Origin of the sequence: Microvirga sp. ACRRW (assembly GCF_022346925.1) — a bacterium.
In the GTDB taxonomy this organism is placed as follows: domain Bacteria; phylum Pseudomonadota; class Alphaproteobacteria; order Rhizobiales; family Beijerinckiaceae; genus Microvirga.
Genome location: NZ_JAKRNJ010000002.1, coordinates 197,430 through 214,964 on the forward strand (window position 1 = coordinate 197,430; position 17,535 = coordinate 214,964).

The window sequence follows — 17,535 nt, forward strand, 5'->3', positions numbered from 1 at the left end:
TTTGAGTGTCGTAGAGACAGTTCCTAGGTTGCTTCTGTTAGTAAGTGCAGCCTCTCTGCTTAGAAAAGGGCCTTACCTAGGGGCAGATAGAATTGGGTTGCTCCAGGCACCATGAGCGCCGTTCAGGCCGCTCCTCCTGGGTGCGGCCTGAACGGCGGAAGGTGCAGCACTCACCTTTAAGAGTACTTATCAGGGCCCTGATGACGCGCCCGCAGGAAGGGACTCAAGGGTGCCTGCCTCGTTGAGGCGCTGTACCATTTCCTCAATCTCTTCCTCTGTCTGGTAGAGACCGAAGCCGATCCGCAGCCGCTGGCCGCGCACGTCGGTGACGACGCGTAGTTGTTGGAGGTCACGATAGAGGGTTTGGGCGGTGGGCATCTCAAAAGTCAGGAAGTTGCCGCGGCGCATCTCGTCCTCGGGAACGACGAGCTTGGCTTGATGGAAGATGTGGCTGTCCGCGATGCGCCTTAGAAAGCTCTGCTGAAGGGCCTTGGCATGGGCATGGATGATGGCAGGGGTGATGCCCTCATGCGCAAGCCAGCGCATCACCGCGTTGAAGCGGTAGAGGCCCGACGGATCGAAGGTTGCGCCCATGAAACGCCAGCCATCGGTGCTGTAGCCGACTTGGTCCTGCCTGGCGTTCGCGAGATTGCCGAATGCTGCGTACCAGCCGGTGTCGCGAGGGCGCAAACCCCATCCTGGCGGGCAATGCATGAAGCAGGCGCCTTCGCCCGCCATGGCGTATTTGTAGCCGCCCGCAATGTAGAAGGCGCGATCCGCGATGGTGCCGAGATCCGTCGCGCGCGCCATGAAGCCGTGATAGCCGTCGACGACCACCATGGCATCGCTGCTGACGGCTTCCACGAGCCTGCGCACATCAGCGGCAAAGCCTGAGTTGAAGAAGACCTGGCTGACGAAGACGAGATCGTAATCAGCGCTCGCGGCGGAGCAGAACCGATCCTCGAAACTCGCAAAAGGCTCCACCGGAACGCGCGTGACGGCGACGGTCTTGTCTTCTTCCAGACGTGCGATCTGTCTGGTAAAGGAGTGGAACTCGCCGTCCGAGGTCAGGATGCGGATCGGCCTGTCAACAGGAAAGCAGGAGAGGATACGCTTGAGAAATTCGTGCGTGTTCGGCGCAACGGCGATGGTGGCTGGATTGGGGAGATTGATGTGCCGCGCCGCATGCGCGCGGAATTCATCGAGCACGGGGCCGAGGACATGCTCCCACTTGTCGTCGATGAGACGCGCCGCATCGTCCCAGGCTTGCAGATGCGCCTCGCGCGTCACGTCAGGCCAGGGATGGTGGCTATGCGCCGCGAAATGCAGGCGCTCAGGCGCGGCGTTGAGAAAACGAGAGAAGTGGGAACGCAAATCGAGCATGGAACGCCTCGGTGAAGATCACAGATTGCCGCGCACGGACCAGAGCTCGGGAAAGAAATAGCGCTCCAGCGCCTTACGCAAGTAGGTCACGCCCGTGCTGCCGCCGGTGCCGCGCCGCATGCCGATGATGCGCTCCACGGTTTTCATGTGGCGGAAGCGCCATTGCTGGAACGAATCTTCCAGATCGACCAATTCTTCCGCGAGTTCGTAGAGATCGAAATGCTCGCCGGAATGGCGATAGATATCCTCCCACACGGCCTCGACGCCGGGATGCGCGGTGTAGGGCTGCGTCACGTCGCGGGTGAGAACCTCTTCGGGCACGAAATAGCCGCGCCGGGCAAGCAGGCGAAGCGCCTCGTCGTAAATGCTCGGCGCGCGATAGGCGGCTTCCAACTGATTTGCGATATCGCCTCGGTGCCGGTGCGGCGCCATCTTGAGCTCGTCCTTCGCACCGAGCTTGAACTCGATGAGGCGGTATTGCCAGGACTGGAAGCCCGATGAGCGGCCGAGCGCTGGACGGAAGCTGAGATAATCGGACGGCGTCATGGTGGAGAGAACCGTCCAGGCCTGGATCAGCTGCTCCTGGATTCGGTTGATGCGCGCCGTGCATTTGAAGGCGGGCCGCAATTCGTCTGCGCGCAGATGGGCGAGGGCGGTGTCGAGTTCGCGGTTCAACAGCTTGAGCCACAGCTCCATCACCTGATGGATGGTGATGAAGAGCAATTCGTCATGCTCGTTCGTCAGGGGCTTCTGGGTCGAGAGCAGAGTATCGAGCTGGAGATAGTCTCCATAGCTCATGCCTTCCGTGAAATCGGTGTGAATGCCTTCCGTATTGTCGGCTGCCATATTGCCCTCCTTCGTCGCCGTAAACGCCTGAATCTCTTGTTTTCTCAGGGTGTCGGGGAGGGAAATAGGGCCGAGGCGAACAATGTCACGAGGGAAGGGCTGTGGAATTGGCATTCGGCTCCCAAGAGGCTAGGTTGCGTGCCGATTTAGACCTCCTGGAGAACCTTACCCATGGCCGACGCGCTTCCCGACCGCCTGTCTACCAACCCGAACAGCCCCTATTACAACGAGGAGCTTCTGGCCAAGGGCGTAGGCATCCGCTTCAACGGGGTCGAGAAGACCAACGTGGACGAGTATTGCGTCAGCGAGGGCTGGGTCCGCGTGATCGCGGGCAATGCCAAGGACCGCTTCGGCAATGCCATGACCATGAAGCTCAAGGGCAAGGTCGAGCCCTACTTGCAATCCACGGACTAAGCCTCAGCGATTGTTGCCGCCAAAGACAGCCGGGTCGGAGCGTTGCCGACCCGGTCTGCTCATATTCAATCCCGCGAAGCCTTGCGCGGGCCGACGAGGCCGAACATGGCGCCTTGAGGATCGCTGGCGACGATGATGTAGACGCCGCCCGGAACTTCGGCGGGGCCGTAATGGATCATACCGCCATTGCCGGACACGGCACTTGCGGCGCGGTCGATGTCATCGACGCCGAAATAGAAGGTCCATGCCGGGGGAGGGCCGTCCTCCGTCCTGTTCATCATTGCGCCGATGGTTTGGCCGTGATGGTCGATGAACTGGTAATCGCCCATGGCGCCCATCGGCATCGCATCGCCCTTTGTCCAGCCGAACAGGCTTGAATAGAACGCCAGCGCCGCTGTCTGCTCCTTGGCGGAAAGCTCGTTCCAATGGCAGTGCCCGAGCTTGGATTGGGAGAAGGACGGGCTTGTTTCTTCCGATTCACCGCGCATCACGTAGAAAGCGACACCTTGCGGGTCTGCCATCATCGCCATCCGGCCGACGCTGGGAATGTCGGTGGGCGGCATATACTGCGCGCCACCGGCCTTCATGATGTTCTCTACCGTCGCATCCACATCGTCGACGCCAACATAGCCAAGCCAGCATGGACGCATGCATGACTTCTCGGCACCCTCGCGGAGCTTCATGAAGCCCGCAACATCCACGCCGTTGACAGCAAAGTTGTTGTAGTCGTGGGACGCCCCCTCCATCGGCCGGGCCTGCCATCCGAGGACGGCGCCGTAGAAGCGAGAAGCAGCATCGGTGTCGGTCGTCAGAAGTTCGTACCAGATGAAATCGCCATGCCGGTTGGCCATGTCACACCTCTCAGACGTCGAGGATCGGCATGAAGCCGCCGAAGATCATGCGCATGCCGTCGAAGGGCATCTTCTCGCCCATGGCCTTCATGCGCGGATCGGTCATGATCTTCTCGTTGGCGGCGTCGCGCACTTCCTTCGAGGGATACTCGATCCAGCTGAACACGACGATCTCGTCGTCCTTGGCCTTCACGGCCATGCGGAAATCCGTGACCTTGCCGTTCGGCACATCGTCGCCCCAGCATTCCACCATGCGGGTTGCGCCGAACTCCTTGAACAACGGTGCAGCCTCAGCCGCGTGCTTGCGATAGGCTTCCTTCTCGCTGGCAGGCACGGCCAACACGAATCCGTCCACGTAGCTCATCGGTCTTCTCCCTAAGGCCCCGTTCAGACAAGTCTGACGATTGTTCTTGCTTTTTTACGTTGATATCAACATAATATCTTCATGTCAAACGGCCGAGATTCCTTCGAGACGACGCTTCATATCCGCGACGCTTGCCTGTGCCTGCATGCCCAGCGGGCAGCGCGGACGCTCTCTCGGCTGTTCGATGAGGCTTTTCAGTCCCTTGGGATCACGTCCGGCCAATTCTCCCTGCTGAATGCTCTCAACCGTCCCAAGCCGCCGAGCATCGGGTCGGTCGCGCAATTGCTGGCGATGGACCGCACGACGCTGACCGCTGCCCTGAAGCCGCTTGAGCGCGACGGTCTCGTGAAGGTTTCGGTTGACCCGGACGACCGTCGCAGCAGGCTTCTCCACCTCAGCGAGAAAGGGCGAGGCCTGCTGGCCTCGGCGGTGCCGATCTGGCGCGGCCTTCATGCCGACATCGAGGCTGAACTGTCGGAAGTCGAGCCGGATTCCTTACGCGGCGCATTGAACAGCCTGTCCCAAGCCAAGCCCCTGCGGGAACGGGCCCCGGCCTGATGCGGAAGAGGGCAGGCCGCCCGCCCGCCTCTTCATCTCGCCCCGAAGACTGGACGCGGAGCCCGAGCGCCCAAGTTTTAAGGCAAGCTTGTCCGCCGGGGACCTTCGTCCCCGAGAAAGGCTTGTCCTGCATGCTCTTGCGTAGAGTCTCCCGGCCGATTCCGGCCATTGCCGCCGTAACGGCCTTTCTTCTCGCGTCTCAGGCGATGGCTCATAGCTGGTATCCGTTCTGGTGCTGCGACGATCACGATTGCCGTGAGCTTTTCGCGACGAAGGGCGAGACAGTTACCGAGACGAAGGACGGTTACCGGCTCTGGGACGGGCGCTTCATCGGGCGCGAAGACAGTAAGCCCTCGCCTGACCGGCATTTTCACTTGTGCGAAGAGCAGACCACGCGGGCGATTATTTGCTTCTTCGTGCCTCAAGGGGAATCGTGATGGCGATCCGCAGCACAGCCTTCATCTGCGCAGCGTTTCTTGCGGGCATGGCTTCGTGGACGGGGCCTGCCCGGTCGCAGATCCTGCCGCATCCCGCCTTTGCCGATGCGATAACTCCGCCGGGTTTTCCCTCCATCGGCAAATGGATGCTGACCGCGCAAGGCATACCATCGGACTGGCTCGGCGAAATCTATCGGGGCAAGATCCTGCGCGAGCCGATCAACGTCATCATCGTCGATGACGCCGCCATCAACCGGTCGGATGCCGTCGCGCGCCTGATCGCATCGGCGCGGCAGGCAGGCTATCCCATCCGCCTCGGACACTCCGTCGGCTATCAAGGTATGATCGGCGGGCAGCTCTATTCGCAGTTGCCCAAGGGCTGGGACGATGCCTTCTCGAACGAGATATTCGAGCTCAGCAACAATCACGGCCGTATCTTCGGGCCGCATCTCGTGGGGCAAACTTACCTCTTCACGGCGGCCTTCAGCCGTGAGCGGGTCGATCCCTTCCGCTGGCCCGGACACCGGTTCGCGTCCTTCAATCAGGCGCGGGACGATTTTGCCGAGAGGATGAGCCGGAACACCGCCTACAAGGTGATCGGCTCCGTCAGCCTCGACAATGCGCTCATGGACAACCCCAAGCTCACGACTGGAGATCACGACGGCACTGCGATCGTCTTGCGCAATGGTCCTTAAGTTATGCCGCCCGAGAGAAACCGCGCATAAGCCTTCGGGTCTACGTTGCCGCCGCTGATGATGATGCCGACGCGCTTACCCTTGCAAGGCACGATGCCATGCAAGGCTGCCGCCGCGGCGAGGCATCCGGTAGGCTCAGCCACGATCTTCATGCGCTCAGCGAAAAAGCGCATGGTGTCCACCAGCATCTCGTCCGTCACCGTCACCATGTCGGTCACGAGCGCGCGGATGACCGGGAAGGTCTTCTGGCCGATATAAGTGGTCTGCGCACCGTCAGCGATGGTGACGGGAACGGGGATGCGCACGATGGAGCCTGAACGGAAGGATTGCTGCGCATCGTTGCCGGCCTCCGGCTCCACGCCATAGACGCGGCATCCGGGCGAGAGTGCGTGGGCTGCAAGCGCCGACCCTGCGATCAGGCCGCCGCCGCCCACGCAGACGAGCAGCATGTCGAGTGGGCCTACTTCTTCGATCAGTTCCTTCGTGGCGGTGCCCTGGCCGGCAATCACATCCTCATGGTCGTAAGGCGGAATGAGCGTGAGGCCACGCTCCGCCGAGAACTTGCGGCCAATCTCCTCCCGGTCCTCGGTATAACGGTCATAGAGCACGACCTCGCCGCCATAGCCTTTGGTGGCGGCCACCTTCATGGCGGGCGCGTCCTTCGGCATGATGATGACGGTGGGCACGTTCTGGAGCTGACCCGCATAGGCGATGGCCTGCGCGTGGTTGCCGGACGAGAAGGCCACCACGCCCCGTTTCTTCGCATCCGGCGCAAGCCGCGCGATGGCGTTGTAGGCACCACGGAACTTGAAGGCGCCGCCGCGCTGCAAATTCTCAGCCTTGAAGAACAGCCTGGCTCCCGAGCGCTCATCCGCCGTGCGGGAGGTGAGCACCGGCGTGCGGTGGGCGATGCCAGCAATGCGCTGTGCCGCCGCGCTCACATCGTCATAGGTGGGAAGGCTCGGCTGGTCGGCGGGATTCGAAGGATTCATGATGTGCGATTCACGTGATTTCGTTCTCCAGGCAGGCATAGCACTTGTGAGGGGAACCACAAAGGCAATCGCGCCGCTCGTGAAACATCATCGCTCAACCATCTTTTCGGAAAGATGGCGCTTCCGGGTGGTTTCGGAACGCACACCCCTCCAAGCCGTTCTCCGCTGAAGCAATCTCAAGAGGAGGCTCGTCATGGACCTGTGGCGGATGATTTTGTCGGACCACGCGAATATCGAAGAGCTCTGCCGCGAGATCTTGGACGCGACGCCAACGGGGCCCAACAGCAGGGCCGAGCTGTTCGCCGATCTGAAGGACGAGCTCAAGCGCCACATTGCGGCCAAGCAGCACGTTCTCTATCCGGCGCTCGCGCAGGATGGCCGCACGGAAACATACCTTCACGAGCTGGACGACGAGCACCGCGACATCCGCCGCAGGCTCGCTGCGCTCTCCGCGCAACCGAACAAGGACTCCCGTCAATGGGCGCTCGAATTCAAGGAACTCGCCGGCGTTCTCCGTCATGCCTTCAGCCTGGAGGAGAACGGCGCATTGGTTGCCGCCCACAGTCTCTTTTCCGGACCGGAGACGGAATCGTTGCGGCGTGCCTATGAGCGCGAGAAGATCGCATCCTACGAGGCCGCTCGCTGGCACATGCCACAGGCAATGATGCCGAGCCGCTACGGCATGCCCACCGGCATGACCTTCGGTCTTCTCGCCGGCGCGCTTGCCATCGGCGGTGCGGCTCTGGCCTGGAGCCTGTCGCAGAAAGGTTCGTCGCGCGCAAACCGGTCGCTGCGTCCTGCGCCCCGTCGTCCGCAGCCGCCGTTCCCGCTCGACAGCGGCGTGGTCGACCGGTCCTTGAGCCGTGGCGGCATGGAAGGCCGTGCTTCCTCCGGCGCGATGGGCGCATCCTCCAGGGATACATCACGAGGAGTGAGATCGGCTCAGGGCACGGACTCTTCGGTTTCGATGGATGCAGCCGATCCGATAACAGGAGATTTGGATCGCCGCAGGCCGGGTGAACCGGCTGCGGGCACCGGCTCTGACGAGCAATGGTTCTCCTCCGCCAACCCGCCGCAGGCGCCCTCGGGCATTGCGACGCCTTTGCAGCCCGGCGGCACGGTTCCGGGATCAAGCCCGGCTTCACCGGTCGCTCCCGGTGGTCAGGCGGAGAGCCGTGATGCAGGCGCTAAGAGGGAAGGGCAGTAATACTGTTCTTCCATGACATCGGGCCAAGCTGGCCTATATCCAAAGGCTTCTCATCCGTTCCGCAGGGGAGACGCTCAATGGATGCTGCAGCTTGGCCCTCACTGTCTTACCCCCAATGGCGCGATACGGCCGCCACCCTGCAGCTCTGGACGCAGATCGTCGGCAAAGTTCGCCTGTCTCTGACACCCTGGCTCAATCACGGATGGCATGTGCCGCTTTACGTGAGCGCACGCGGGCTCACTACCTCACCCATGCCTGCCGGGAGCGAGATCGTGGAGATCGAGTTCGATTTCATCGCGCATCAGCTTCTCGTGCGCACGAGTCGGGGCGACGAGGGAATTCTGGCGCTAGAGCCTCGCAGTGTCGCCGAATTCTACGAGGAGCTTCTCGACCTGCTGCGCGGAATGGGTGTGCATGTCACCATCAATGAGATGCCGAACGAGGTGCCGGATCCGATCCGTTTCTCGCAGGACCGCACCCATGCCAGCTACGATGCGGATGCGGCCTATCGCTTCTGGCGCGTGCTCATGCAGACGGATCGCGTCTTCAAGCTTTTCCGCTCGTCGTTTCTCGGCAAGGCATCGCCATCGCATTTCTTCTGGGGCAGCTTCGATCTCGCCGTTACGCGCTTTTCGGGGCGTAGGGCGCCGCTCCATCCAGGCGGCGTGCCGGGATTGCCGGATGACGTGACTCAGGAAGCCTATTCTGACGAAGTGAGCAGTGCTGGATTCTGGCCGGGCAACGATGCCTATCCGCATGCGGCGTTCTACTCATACGCCTATCCCGAACCGCCGGGCTTTCGCGATGCGAAAGTGGCGGAAGGCGCATTCTTCGATCAGGCGCTCAGCGAGTTCATTCTTCCTTACGACACGTTGCGCAAGGCCAGCGATCCGGATGCGGTGCTGCTCGACTTCCTGAAAACGACTTATTCCGCCGCCGCCGATGCGGCGAAATGGGATCGCAAGGCTCTCGACTGCGAGATCGGCGCTCCCGCGCGGGTGAGGCCGATCTAGGTCTCCTTCACGTTCGTGCCCCAGCGCCGGTGCAGAAAGCGTTCCCACGGCGAGAACAGCAGGCGATCCACCAGAAGGCCGATCACTACGATCACGATCATGATGCCGATCACCTGCTCCATGGCGTTGAGCTCGCGCCCATAATGCAGGAGGTGGCCGAGGCCGAAGCCGGTGAGAATCGTGACATAGATCTCAGCCGCCATCAGCGAACGCCAGGCAAAGGCCCAGCCCTGCTTCATGCCGCTGACGAGAAACGGCAATGATGCGGGCAGGATGACCCGCGTCCATTTGTGAAAACCTACCGAACCCATGGTGCGCGCGGCGCGCGCATAAATCGGCGGGATGTTGCGCGCGCCGTGGTCGGTGGCGATGATCACGGACCATACGGTGCCCATGATCACGACGAACAGCATCGCGCCCTCCGTTTGCCCGAACCATACGAGCGCGAGCGGGACCCAGCACACGCTGGGCAGCGTCTGGAATCCGAGCGCCAGCGCGCCGATGGTGTCTTCCAGAAACTGCGACGTGCTCATGAGAAGCCCGAGCGGCAGGCCGATGAGCACGCCAACGGTATAGCCGACGAGCAGGCGCTTCAGCGTCACCCACGTGGATTCGATGAGTGTGCCGTCCAGCAGCGCGAACCAGATATATTCCGCCACATAGATGGGCGAGGGCAGCAATACGGCGGACCAGCGCCCGCTTCGCACGGCAAGCTCCCACACGCCGATAAGGACGGCGAAGAAAAGAAGAGCCACGGCAAAACGCTTCATTCGTCCGCCGCTCCGGTTGCGGTGCCTTTTAAGGCTGCCGCGATCTTCGAGGAATAGGTGGCAAGCTCGGGGCTGTTGATGTCGCGCGGACGGGGCAGGGGAATGTCGAAGATCTGCGAGATACGCCCCGGCGAGGGCGTCATGAGAACGATGCGGTCCCCTAAGCACACTGCCTCGCGCACGTTGTGCGTGACGAACACGATAGTCTTGCGGCTTTCCATCCAGATGCGCTGAATATCGTCGTAGAGCTGGTCCCGCGTCATGGCGTCGAGCGCGGCGAAGGGCTCGTCCATCAACAGCACATGCGGGTCGGGGGCGAGTGCGCGCGCCAACGCCACGCGCTGCTTCATGCCGCCCGAGAGTTCATGCACATGGGCATGCTTGAACTTCTCCAGGCCCACGAGATCGAGATACTCGTTCGCTATCTTCTTGCGCTCCGCATTGGTGAGATCGGGCCTGAGCTTGAGGCCGAACATCACATTGCCGAGCGCATCGAGCCACGGAAACAATGCGGATTCCTGGAACATCACGAGGCGCTGCCGGCCGGGTCCCTCAATCACCTTGCCGTCTGAGAGCACGCGGCCCTCATCCGGTTTGGTCAGACCCGCGATGATGTCGAGCAGAGTGGATTTTCCGCAGCCGCTGGGGCCAAGCAGGCAGACGAACTCGCCCTTCGTAACAGTGAGCGACACGTTATCGAGCGCCTGCACGACATTGCGCTTGGGCGTGAACCATTTCGACACGCCCTCGATAACGATCTTGGCCGGGCGCGTTTCGCTTGAGACAATTGCGGGTGCCTCCATCAAGGCGCCTCTATCATGCGGCCGAGGTCCGGCGTGCCGCGCAGAAACCCCACTGCCTGCGCGCTCGTGACGAAGGATTGGAAGGCCTGAAGCGTCACGTCTGGCGTGATGTTCATGCGCGACCACGCGCGGGCCACGAGCTCGGGGGGCATGCCCACTTTGAAGGTAGCCTCCAGCTCCTCGCGCGCAAGGCGCTGCGCTTCGTCGGGATTCTGCTTGATCCATTCGGTCAGCTCTCGGTGTGCTGCGACGAAACGCTTGGCGAGATCGCGGTTCTTGGACAGGAATTCCGCGCTCGATACGAGGACGGTGGTGATCGCATCCTTCTCCTCCACCAGAACCTTGCCGCCTGCTTCCGATTCGAGCCGCGATACCCACGGCTCCACGGTCCACACTGCATCGAGCTGCTTGTTGCGGAACAGGGAGAGCTGATCGGGATTGCTGGTGGGCACGACCTGCGCGTCGCCGCCCGTCTGCGTGATGCGCAAGCCACCCGCGACAAGCCAGGCGCGAGCGGCCACATCCTGCGTGTTGCCGAATTGCGGCGTGGCGATACGCTTCCCCTTGAAGTCGGCAGGCTTCGCGAGCGTGGAATCGCCTTGCACCACGAGCGCCGAGCCGCCGTTCACCGCGCCCGCCACCACGCGCACTTCATCGCCGCGCGAGCGCGCATAGGCGTTCAGCGCCGGGTTCGGGCCCACATAGGTGAGATCGAGTGACTTGGCGAAAATCGCCTCCATGGCGCTCGGGCCAGCATTGTAGACATACCATTCGATCTTGACGTTGGGACCGAGCCGTTCCGCGAACCAGCCCTTGCCCTGCCGTTCCATGGCACGGGCTACGAGGGCCTGCACATGGGTGATGTTGGGAAAATGCCCGACCCGCAGGGTCGTAGCCCCTTGAGCAAAAGCCGGTGCCTGCGCCGCCAGCCAAGCAAATGCCGCGAACAGAAAAAGCCGCCATCCTTGCCGCATTGATGGATCTCCTGTGTCGTGGGGTCAGGCTAGGCGATCCGGGAGCAAGGTCAATGGCGGGCCCTGAGGGCCGCCTCCCGCCGAGCTGTGGCTTGGCCGTAAATCGCTTGCGGAAAAGGGAAAACGGGTGAGGAGCGAACCTTGGCCCGATCTCGCGCATTAGCGGAAGGTGTGAGGGAATCAAAAGCCGCGCACCTTGCGCAGGGAGGCCGTCATGCGAACTTATTTCGTCTTCCAGGCCGCGAGCATGCCCGGATTGCGCGGTTATACCGACGAGCCGAGGGCCTCGATGTTCCCGGCCGAATACGGCCCCTGGATCCTGGCCCGAGAGATCGGTCCGAACGAAGAATGGAACCTCGATGTCAGCCGCGCGGTGGTCGCCGCCGGCATCCTGGAGAACGGCTTCTATCTCTCAGGCCCTCTCAAGCAGGCACCACCCCGGTCCGTCATCGAGAGCGACCGTGTGGAGGGAACGGCGGTCTATGGCCCTACCAACGAGCAGATCGGCACCATCAAGCGACTCATCATCGAGAAGGCGAGCGGGCGCGTGCTTTATGTGGATGTGACCTTCGGCGGCCTTTTCGGCATGGGCGCCCATCATCACACCATTCCGTGGGACAAGCTCACCTACGACAAGGAGCTCGAAGGTTATCACACCGACATCACGGAAGAGCAGCTGCGCGGTGCGCCCGTCTTCGCGGAGGAGCGCAGGGACAGGTTCGACAAGGACAGCGAACGCGAGCTGCAGAACTATTGGCTCAATCGCCCTTAAAGTCATGTGCGCCAACGCTATAACCTGAGAATTGTTTGCCACCGATCCGCCATATCGCATGAATAGCGTTTTGCCTTCGTCGCTCGTCGACGCAACAATATGCGGGTGTGAAACATGCAGATCGGCAATCTCTCTCGAGCGCCCATCAAGTCACGAGGCATCGTTGCTTTTCAGTTGCTGCGCGCTGTCATCGTCGTCGTTTTCGCCGCGGCAGGCGGCTATGCTCTGTCCCTATCCGTGGAAGATCCCAGTGTCGCGCAGAAAACCCTTGCGGCCCTTGAGCACAACGACAATGCAACCGCGCCACTTTCCGTCGACCATCCGGATCAGGCCTCATCTGTACAGGTTGTAAGCGCGGATTCATCCGCAGCCGCACCGGCTTCCGCCGGTGTCCCGGAAGCGCCCGTGCAGGAAAGCGCGCCTGGATCCCTGCGTGATACCGCAAGTGCCGCTCCGAACAGCGATGTGGAAACATCCGTCGCGGGACAGGCTGTTGCAGCCGAGCCGTCTCACCCTGAAATGACCGGCGCCGTGAATGTGGCAAGCACCGCCACCGAACCCGCTGCGGACAGCGATCTCGTCGACCTCAACAAGGGATCGCTCGAAGAGCTCAATTCTTTGCGCAACGCAGGCGCGCTCGGTCGCGCCATCATTCGAAGCCGCCCCTACGCCTCGGTGGAGGATTTGGTCAAGCGCCAGATCGTTCGCCGCTCGGTCTACGAGAAGATCAAGGATCAGGTGACGGTGGAGTGAGTGTAGGGCCGGTGTATCGGTTCAATCCTTGCTTCGCGTCATCGGAAGATTGGCGCAACCGGCGTAGGAGTTGCCGAGGTTGGACGCGACACATGCTGTGGGATGGGATATGATGTCGAGATCCGCACAATAATAAGGATACTTGGATAAAGACACTTGCCGTCGACCCAGGGGCGATCAGGGAGGGTGTCGTGATGCGTTGGCAGCCAGATCCGAGTTTCTATCCATCCCCGCGCCTGGCCGAGAAGGCGCCGCCCGAGACGCTGGCCTATGTGGCCATGTTCGATCCGGATCGGCAGCAACCCGACGGCATTGCCGTCGTCGATCTCGATCCGGCGTCTCCGTCCTATGCGCAGATTGTCGGATCAGTCGCCATGCCCAACACCGGCGATGAACTGCATCACTTCGGATGGAATGCCTGTTCGTCGTGTCTCTGCCCCAACATGCCTCACCCGCATGTGGAAAGGCGCTACCTGGTGGTGCCGGGCTTGCGCTCGTCGCGCATCCACATCCTCGATACCAAACCCGATCCGCGCAACCCCACCATCGTGAAGGTGATTGAGCCCGAGGTGATTGCCGAACGGACCGGTTATACCCGGCCGCACACGATCCATTGCGGGCCGGACGGCATCTACGTCACGGCCCTGGGCAACGCCGAGGGCAAGGCGCCCGGCGGTATCTTCATCATGGATCACGAGAGCTTTGAACCGCTCGGGCGCTGGGAAGTTGATCGGGGACCGCAACAGCTTGCCTATGACGGCTGGTGGCATCTGGGATACGACACGCTGGTGACGAGTGAGTGGGGAACGCCGGACACCTTCGAGAACGGCCTCGTGCCGGAAGTTCTGCTCGGCTCCCGATATGGCCGGCGTCTCCACTTCTGGGATCTCTTGAAGCGCAAGCATCTGCAGGAAATCGACTTCGGCGAGGAGCATCAGCTCGTGTTCGAGCTCCGCCCGGCGCATGACCCGACGAAGGCCTACGGGTTCGTCAACTGCGTGATCAGCCTGAAGGATCTCTCCTCCTCGATCTGGACCTGGTATCGTGAGGGCGATCGGTGGGCGGTCAAGAAGATCATCACCATCCCGGCCGAGCCCGCCAGCGCGGATGACTTGCCGGACATACTGAAGGGATTCGGCGCGGTGCCGCCGCTCGTGACCGACATCGACCTCTCTATGGATGACCGGTTTCTCTATGTGTCATGCTGGGGCACGGGCGATCTCCAGCAATATGACGTCTCCGACCCGTTGAACCCCAAGCTCACCGGCAAAGTGCGGATCGGCGGGATCGTGTCGCGCGCCTCTCATCCCAAGGCCAGGAACGGACATCTGACAGGTGGCCCGCAGATGGTTGAAATCAGCCGGGACGGAAGGCGGGTGTATTTTACCAACTCGCTCTACGGTCCCATCGACACGCAGTTCTATCATCGCGGCTTCGAGGGCTGGATGGTGAAGCTGAATGCGGACCCGGAGGGCGGCATCTCGTTCGATGAGGACTTCTTCATCGAGTGGCCCAAGGGGCACCGGCCGCACCAGGTCCGCCTTGAAGGCGGCGACTGCTCATCGGATTCTTATTGTTACCCGTAAAGGGCGCCGCACCTCTGACATGTGACATGGGATGAACACGATCTCGTCCGCTCTCTGGCCCTGGCTGGCCCTTGCGGGGCTCGGCGCGTTCCATGGTTTGAATCCAGCCATGGGTTGGCTGTTCGTCGCCGCGCTAGGTCTTCATCGGCGAAGCCGGGGACTTGTGTTGATGGCCCTTGTGCCCATCGCCCTCGGTCATGCTCTCGCGGTGGGCGCGGTTCTGCTGGCGGTGATCGTCTTCGGAACGGTCGTGGATGCGACGTTTCTCGGCCGCGGCGCGGGAATCATTCTCATCGTCTGGGCGATGACACACCTTCTCACCGGCCACCGCACTCCTCTCCGCATCGGGATGCAGACGGGCCTGGCCGGTCTGGCCTTGTGGTCTTTCATGATGGCCAGTGCTCACGGGGCCGGCTTCATGCTGATCCCCGCGCTTCTGTCGCTATGCGTTACGCCGGGGACTGGCGTCGAACTTGCCGCCTCGCCCTCAGTTCCGATCTCATTCGCGGCGCTCGCTGTTCACACGGGAGCAATGATGGCGGTCATCGGAGGCGTCAGCCTAATCGTCTATGATCAAGGGCTCGCATTCTTAAGACGGGGCTGGATCAACCTGGATATTCTCTGGAGCCTTGCCTTGGCGGGAGGCGGCATCTTTCTCCTGGCAGGATGACGTCAGAATCTCAGTGCACCTCATAAGCGCATCCCATGCTTGTGCAGATGCTTCTGGTCTCCTTCGGAACAGCGCCGTCGCGGATATCTGCCGCTCGGTTTCCGAGATGATCAAGGAACGGCACCGGCGAGAAAATGCCGAATTTCTGCTGCCAGCCAGTCGCGCACAGCACAAACCTTAGGGTTGGTCCCGATTGCCGGGACGATAGATGAGGTCTTAAGCTCTCGGCCTTGAGACGATGCTGTGGGAATAGCGCAACCAAGCGCCCGGCCCAGGGCATCCGACAATTAGGACACATTTCATTTCTGAGTCATCGGCGTGAGCAGTCTTTCCCAACCCCAGCGCAGCTCGTCCTTCGGATCAATAAGCTAGAAGGTTTGTGCGATTCAGAGCTTGGCAAAGGGGAGTCACTTTCAGTCTCCCGCTTCCCCATCGCGGATTCTATTCAATAACGTCTATCGTGGCATTGTTGGTGACAACATGCCCGTCCGGATAGATGACTTTGAATGAAAAGCGGTCTTTCCCAATGAACCCGCGCGCCGGCTGATAGAATATTTGATGGGAAGAAACCTTCTTCGTGTTGCAGCGAAACCGAAGATTGGATTCCGGGAATCTCGGAAAGTCGATCGATTTTTTAAGTGAAATCGTGCCGCCGGATGGACTCGAGATGAACCTTATGTCTGGGCGTTCGGGCGATGAGCAATCAGGGTTGACAAAATATGCGGCCGTGACTTTCAGGGTTTTCCCCGAAACCACGGTTTTATTGATGGCTCGCTCTTCAGCGATGGAAGGTGAGAACGAGGCGCCAAACGCCAACAGAACCGGAAAGATTATCCAACGACGCACGATATAGCCCCGCGAAGCCTATAATTTTACATAACATTATTACCATATATTCAGCGATGCAACAACAGGCCATGCACTGTTCGAATGCCGAGCTAGACTTACAAGCTGCGAGCGGTCTGCAGAGATTCTGAGGATGCAAACAGGGGATAAAAAGCTAGATACCTCCGCCGCTCTCAAACCACCATTCCCGCACCTCCCAGCCATAGCCTTCCTCTTCCATGATGCGGTCGAGATGGGCTTGGAGTTCGTCACGCAATTCGTGGAGCGTGCGCGGCGGCGGTTCGTCCTCGTCGTAGGCGGATTCCATGCGCTGCGGTTGCGGCGCGGGCGGCGGGTTGTGCTTTTCGATATCGCCCAGCACGCGGGTGAGACGGGCCAGCGGTTGGAGAGAGCGTTGAGTGAGTTCCACAGGCATGTCTTCGAGGGCGTCCGCATGGCGCTCGGTAAGCCTCCAGAGCTTCTGCGTGACCCGCTCGCGATAGCTGCCTGTGCGGGCCGGAACCGCAGCGCCCGGCGGACGCCGCCAACCTTCCTGCGTCACATACCGCGAGATTGTGGTGATCGAGACGCCGATCTCCCCGGCGATGCGCTTATAGGGCCACGTGGTCCCCTCCACGAGTTCGCGCATGGCGGCAACGCAGGCAGTGGGAAGCTTCTCGCGGGAACCCCTCGAGGTCTTCGCAGGGGCGTCGGTTTCAAAAGGGGAGAGGGATGAATGAAAGGGCATGGCAATCACGATAAGAACAAAAGAAGAACATTATGCCGTATGTGAGGAAACAGTCAAGGTTCGAGGTGACGTGTCGGGGAGTGCCTGCGATCATGGGCGGATGCGACAAGAAAGAGGCCAATGCGTTTTCGGAGACTGAAGAGAGCGGTGGTGCTCGTTCCAGCGCTGCTCATGGTTGCCGGGATCGGCGCCATGGCGGAAATCGCGCTCTATTCCACCCGCACCAGCGATGGGCCGGCGGATGCAGCTATCGTGCTGGGCGCTGCGGTCTATACGGACAGGCCATCGCCTGTGTTCGAGGAGCGCATCCGCCATGCGGTGAACCTTTTTCGTGCGGGGCATGTGCGTCTGCTCGTGATGACCGGTGGGCGTGGCCCGGGCGACCGGTTGACGGAAGCGCAGGCTGCGCGGGAATGGAGCATGGGGCAGGGTGTGCCGCGTGAAGCGATCCTGCTGGAGGAGGCCTCTCGCACCACGCAGGAAAATCTGGCCTTCGCGCTGCCGCTTCTACGGCAGCACGGGATCAAGCGCGTGCTGATCGTCAGCGATCCGTTGCACATGCGTCGGGCCATGGCGATTGCACGGCATCTCGGGATCGAGGCGGAGCCTTCGCCTACGCCGACCAGCCGCTATGTGGGTTGGAGAGTGTGGGGCGAGTTTCTGGCGGGGGAGACTTACTATCTCACCCGCTGCCGGGTGACGGGGCAATGTTGAAACGCCGTTTCATGCCGTTTTCAAGCAGTTTCAGGGGTGAGCCGGGGCGTTTCATGGAACGTTTCATCACCGTTCCGGCAGAAACCGATGACATTTCATCATTTGTGCGAATGACCCATCGGGCGTAATCGAAGCAGCTTGAGACTCTTCGAGATATTGC

The 17,535-nt window shown here is 61.3% G+C and carries 21 protein-coding genes; 11 read left to right on the forward strand and 10 right to left on the reverse strand.

Annotated features, from left to right (window positions below; all coding sequences use genetic code 11):
* Nucleotides 1-189: 189 nt before the first annotated feature.
* Nucleotides 190-1,383: an aminotransferase class V-fold PLP-dependent enzyme gene (locus MHY87_RS05145; RefSeq protein WP_239350072.1), complete on the reverse strand. Its 1,194-nt coding sequence runs from the start codon at nt 1,381-1,383 to the stop codon at nt 190-192.
* A gap of 18 nt (nt 1,384-1,401) precedes the next feature.
* Nucleotides 1,402-2,229: a tryptophan 2,3-dioxygenase gene (gene kynA / locus MHY87_RS05150; RefSeq protein ID WP_239350074.1), complete on the reverse strand. Its 828-nt coding sequence runs from the start codon at nt 2,227-2,229 to the stop codon at nt 1,402-1,404.
* Nucleotides 2,230-2,400: 171 nt separating this feature from the next.
* Here kynA and MHY87_RS05155 point away from each other — a divergent pair, with 171 nt between their 5' ends.
* On the forward strand, nt 2,401-2,643 hold the full coding sequence (locus MHY87_RS05155; protein WP_239350076.1) for a DUF3297 family protein: 243 nt from the start codon (nt 2,401-2,403) through the stop codon (nt 2,641-2,643).
* Nucleotides 2,644-2,708: 65 nt separating this feature from the next.
* Here the strand turns inward: MHY87_RS05155 and MHY87_RS05160 are convergent, their stop codons facing one another.
* Together MHY87_RS05160 and MHY87_RS05165 are read right to left on the reverse strand one after the other, a co-directional pair.
* Nucleotides 2,709-3,494 (reverse strand): VOC family protein, encoded by a 786-nt coding sequence (locus MHY87_RS05160; protein WP_239350078.1) that lies wholly within the window; start codon nt 3,492-3,494, stop codon nt 2,709-2,711.
* 10 nt (nt 3,495-3,504) lie between these two features.
* Entirely contained in the window at nt 3,505-3,858 is a 354-nt protein-coding gene (locus MHY87_RS05165) for a DUF1428 domain-containing protein (RefSeq protein ID WP_239350080.1), read from the reverse strand.
* 81 nt (nt 3,859-3,939) lie between these two features.
* Here MHY87_RS05165 and MHY87_RS05170 point away from each other — a divergent pair, with 81 nt between their 5' ends.
* From MHY87_RS05170 to MHY87_RS05180, 3 genes are all read left to right on the forward strand, one after another.
* Entirely contained in the window at nt 3,940-4,416 is a 477-nt protein-coding gene (locus tag MHY87_RS05170; protein ID WP_239350082.1) for a MarR family winged helix-turn-helix transcriptional regulator, read from the forward strand.
* 131 nt (nt 4,417-4,547) lie between these two features.
* Nucleotides 4,548-4,853 (forward strand): hypothetical protein, encoded by a 306-nt coding sequence (locus tag MHY87_RS05175; protein WP_239350084.1) that lies wholly within the window; start codon nt 4,548-4,550, stop codon nt 4,851-4,853.
* The gene (locus MHY87_RS05180; protein WP_239350086.1) at nt 4,853-5,548 is read left to right on the forward strand and encodes a hypothetical protein; all 696 of its coding nucleotides are present in this window, start codon (nt 4,853-4,855) and stop codon (nt 5,546-5,548) included. The genes MHY87_RS05175 and MHY87_RS05180 overlap by 1 nt, the downstream gene beginning before the upstream one ends.
* On the opposite strand, the gene MHY87_RS05185 is transcribed toward MHY87_RS05180, so the two are convergent.
* Nucleotides 5,545-6,540 (reverse strand): threo-3-hydroxy-L-aspartate ammonia-lyase, encoded by a 996-nt coding sequence (locus MHY87_RS05185; protein WP_239350088.1) that lies wholly within the window; start codon nt 6,538-6,540, stop codon nt 5,545-5,547. The genes MHY87_RS05180 and MHY87_RS05185 overlap by 4 nt on opposite strands.
* Before the next feature lie 193 nt (nt 6,541-6,733).
* On the opposite strand from MHY87_RS05185, the gene MHY87_RS05190 reads away from it, so the two are divergent.
* Nucleotides 6,734-7,747 carry a hemerythrin domain-containing protein gene (locus MHY87_RS05190; RefSeq protein WP_239350090.1) on the forward strand — a complete coding sequence of 338 codons (1,014 nt, stop codon included), beginning with the start codon at nt 6,734-6,736 and terminating at the stop codon, nt 7,745-7,747.
* A gap of 77 nt (nt 7,748-7,824) precedes the next feature.
* Nucleotides 7,825-8,760 carry a DUF5996 family protein gene (locus tag MHY87_RS05195; protein WP_239350092.1) on the forward strand — a complete coding sequence of 312 codons (936 nt, stop codon included), beginning with the start codon at nt 7,825-7,827 and terminating at the stop codon, nt 8,758-8,760.
* Here the strand turns inward: MHY87_RS05195 and MHY87_RS05200 are convergent.
* From MHY87_RS05200 to MHY87_RS05210, 3 genes are read right to left on the reverse strand one after another with little or no spacing between them, the layout of a single operon-like run.
* Nucleotides 8,757-9,530 (reverse strand): ABC transporter permease, encoded by a 774-nt coding sequence (locus MHY87_RS05200; protein WP_239350094.1) that lies wholly within the window; start codon nt 9,528-9,530, stop codon nt 8,757-8,759. The two genes, MHY87_RS05195 and MHY87_RS05200, sit on opposite strands and share 4 nt — an antisense overlap.
* Nucleotides 9,527-10,333 carry an ABC transporter ATP-binding protein gene (locus MHY87_RS05205; RefSeq protein WP_239350096.1) on the reverse strand — a complete coding sequence of 269 codons (807 nt, stop codon included), beginning with the start codon at nt 10,331-10,333 and terminating at the stop codon, nt 9,527-9,529. Before MHY87_RS05205 ends, MHY87_RS05200 begins: the two co-directional genes overlap by 4 nt.
* Nucleotides 10,333-11,307 (reverse strand): ABC transporter substrate-binding protein, encoded by a 975-nt coding sequence (locus tag MHY87_RS05210; protein ID WP_239350098.1) that lies wholly within the window; start codon nt 11,305-11,307, stop codon nt 10,333-10,335. The genes MHY87_RS05205 and MHY87_RS05210 overlap by 1 nt, the downstream gene beginning before the upstream one ends.
* A 214-nt stretch (nt 11,308-11,521) precedes the next feature.
* Here MHY87_RS05210 and MHY87_RS05215 point away from each other — a divergent pair, with 214 nt between their 5' ends.
* The 4 genes from MHY87_RS05215 to MHY87_RS05230 all read left to right on the forward strand — a co-directional run bounded on the left by MHY87_RS05215 (nt 11,522) and on the right by MHY87_RS05230 (nt 15,088).
* Nucleotides 11,522-12,079: a PRC-barrel domain-containing protein gene (locus MHY87_RS05215; RefSeq protein WP_239350100.1), complete on the forward strand. Its 558-nt coding sequence runs from the start codon at nt 11,522-11,524 to the stop codon at nt 12,077-12,079.
* A 114-nt stretch (nt 12,080-12,193) separates the two neighbouring features.
* On the forward strand, nt 12,194-12,832 hold the full coding sequence (locus MHY87_RS05220; protein WP_239350102.1) for a helix-hairpin-helix domain-containing protein: 639 nt from the start codon (nt 12,194-12,196) through the stop codon (nt 12,830-12,832).
* A 191-nt stretch (nt 12,833-13,023) separates the two neighbouring features.
* Complete coding sequence (locus MHY87_RS05225; RefSeq protein WP_239350104.1) at nt 13,024-14,418, forward strand: selenium-binding family protein; 1,395 nt, start codon at nt 13,024-13,026, stop codon at nt 14,416-14,418.
* A 31-nt stretch (nt 14,419-14,449) separates the two neighbouring features.
* The gene (locus MHY87_RS05230) at nt 14,450-15,088 is read left to right on the forward strand and encodes a hypothetical protein (protein WP_239350106.1); all 639 of its coding nucleotides are present in this window, start codon (nt 14,450-14,452) and stop codon (nt 15,086-15,088) included.
* A gap of 441 nt (nt 15,089-15,529) precedes the next feature.
* Here the strand turns inward: MHY87_RS05230 and MHY87_RS05235 are convergent, their stop codons facing one another.
* Together MHY87_RS05235 and MHY87_RS05240 are read right to left on the reverse strand one after the other, a co-directional pair.
* Nucleotides 15,530-15,934 carry a hypothetical protein gene (locus tag MHY87_RS05235; RefSeq protein WP_239350108.1) on the reverse strand — a complete coding sequence of 135 codons (405 nt, stop codon included), beginning with the start codon at nt 15,932-15,934 and terminating at the stop codon, nt 15,530-15,532.
* Between the two features lie 154 nt (nt 15,935-16,088).
* Complete coding sequence (locus MHY87_RS05240; protein ID WP_239350110.1) at nt 16,089-16,562, reverse strand: hypothetical protein; 474 nt, start codon at nt 16,560-16,562, stop codon at nt 16,089-16,091.
* Nucleotides 16,563-16,781: 219 nt separating this feature from the next.
* On the opposite strand from MHY87_RS05240, the gene MHY87_RS05245 reads away from it, so the two are divergent.
* Nucleotides 16,782-17,375, forward strand: a complete 594-nt coding sequence (locus tag MHY87_RS05245) for a YdcF family protein (RefSeq protein ID WP_239350112.1) — start codon at nt 16,782-16,784, stop codon at nt 17,373-17,375.
* Nucleotides 17,376-17,535 lie beyond the last annotated feature (160 nt).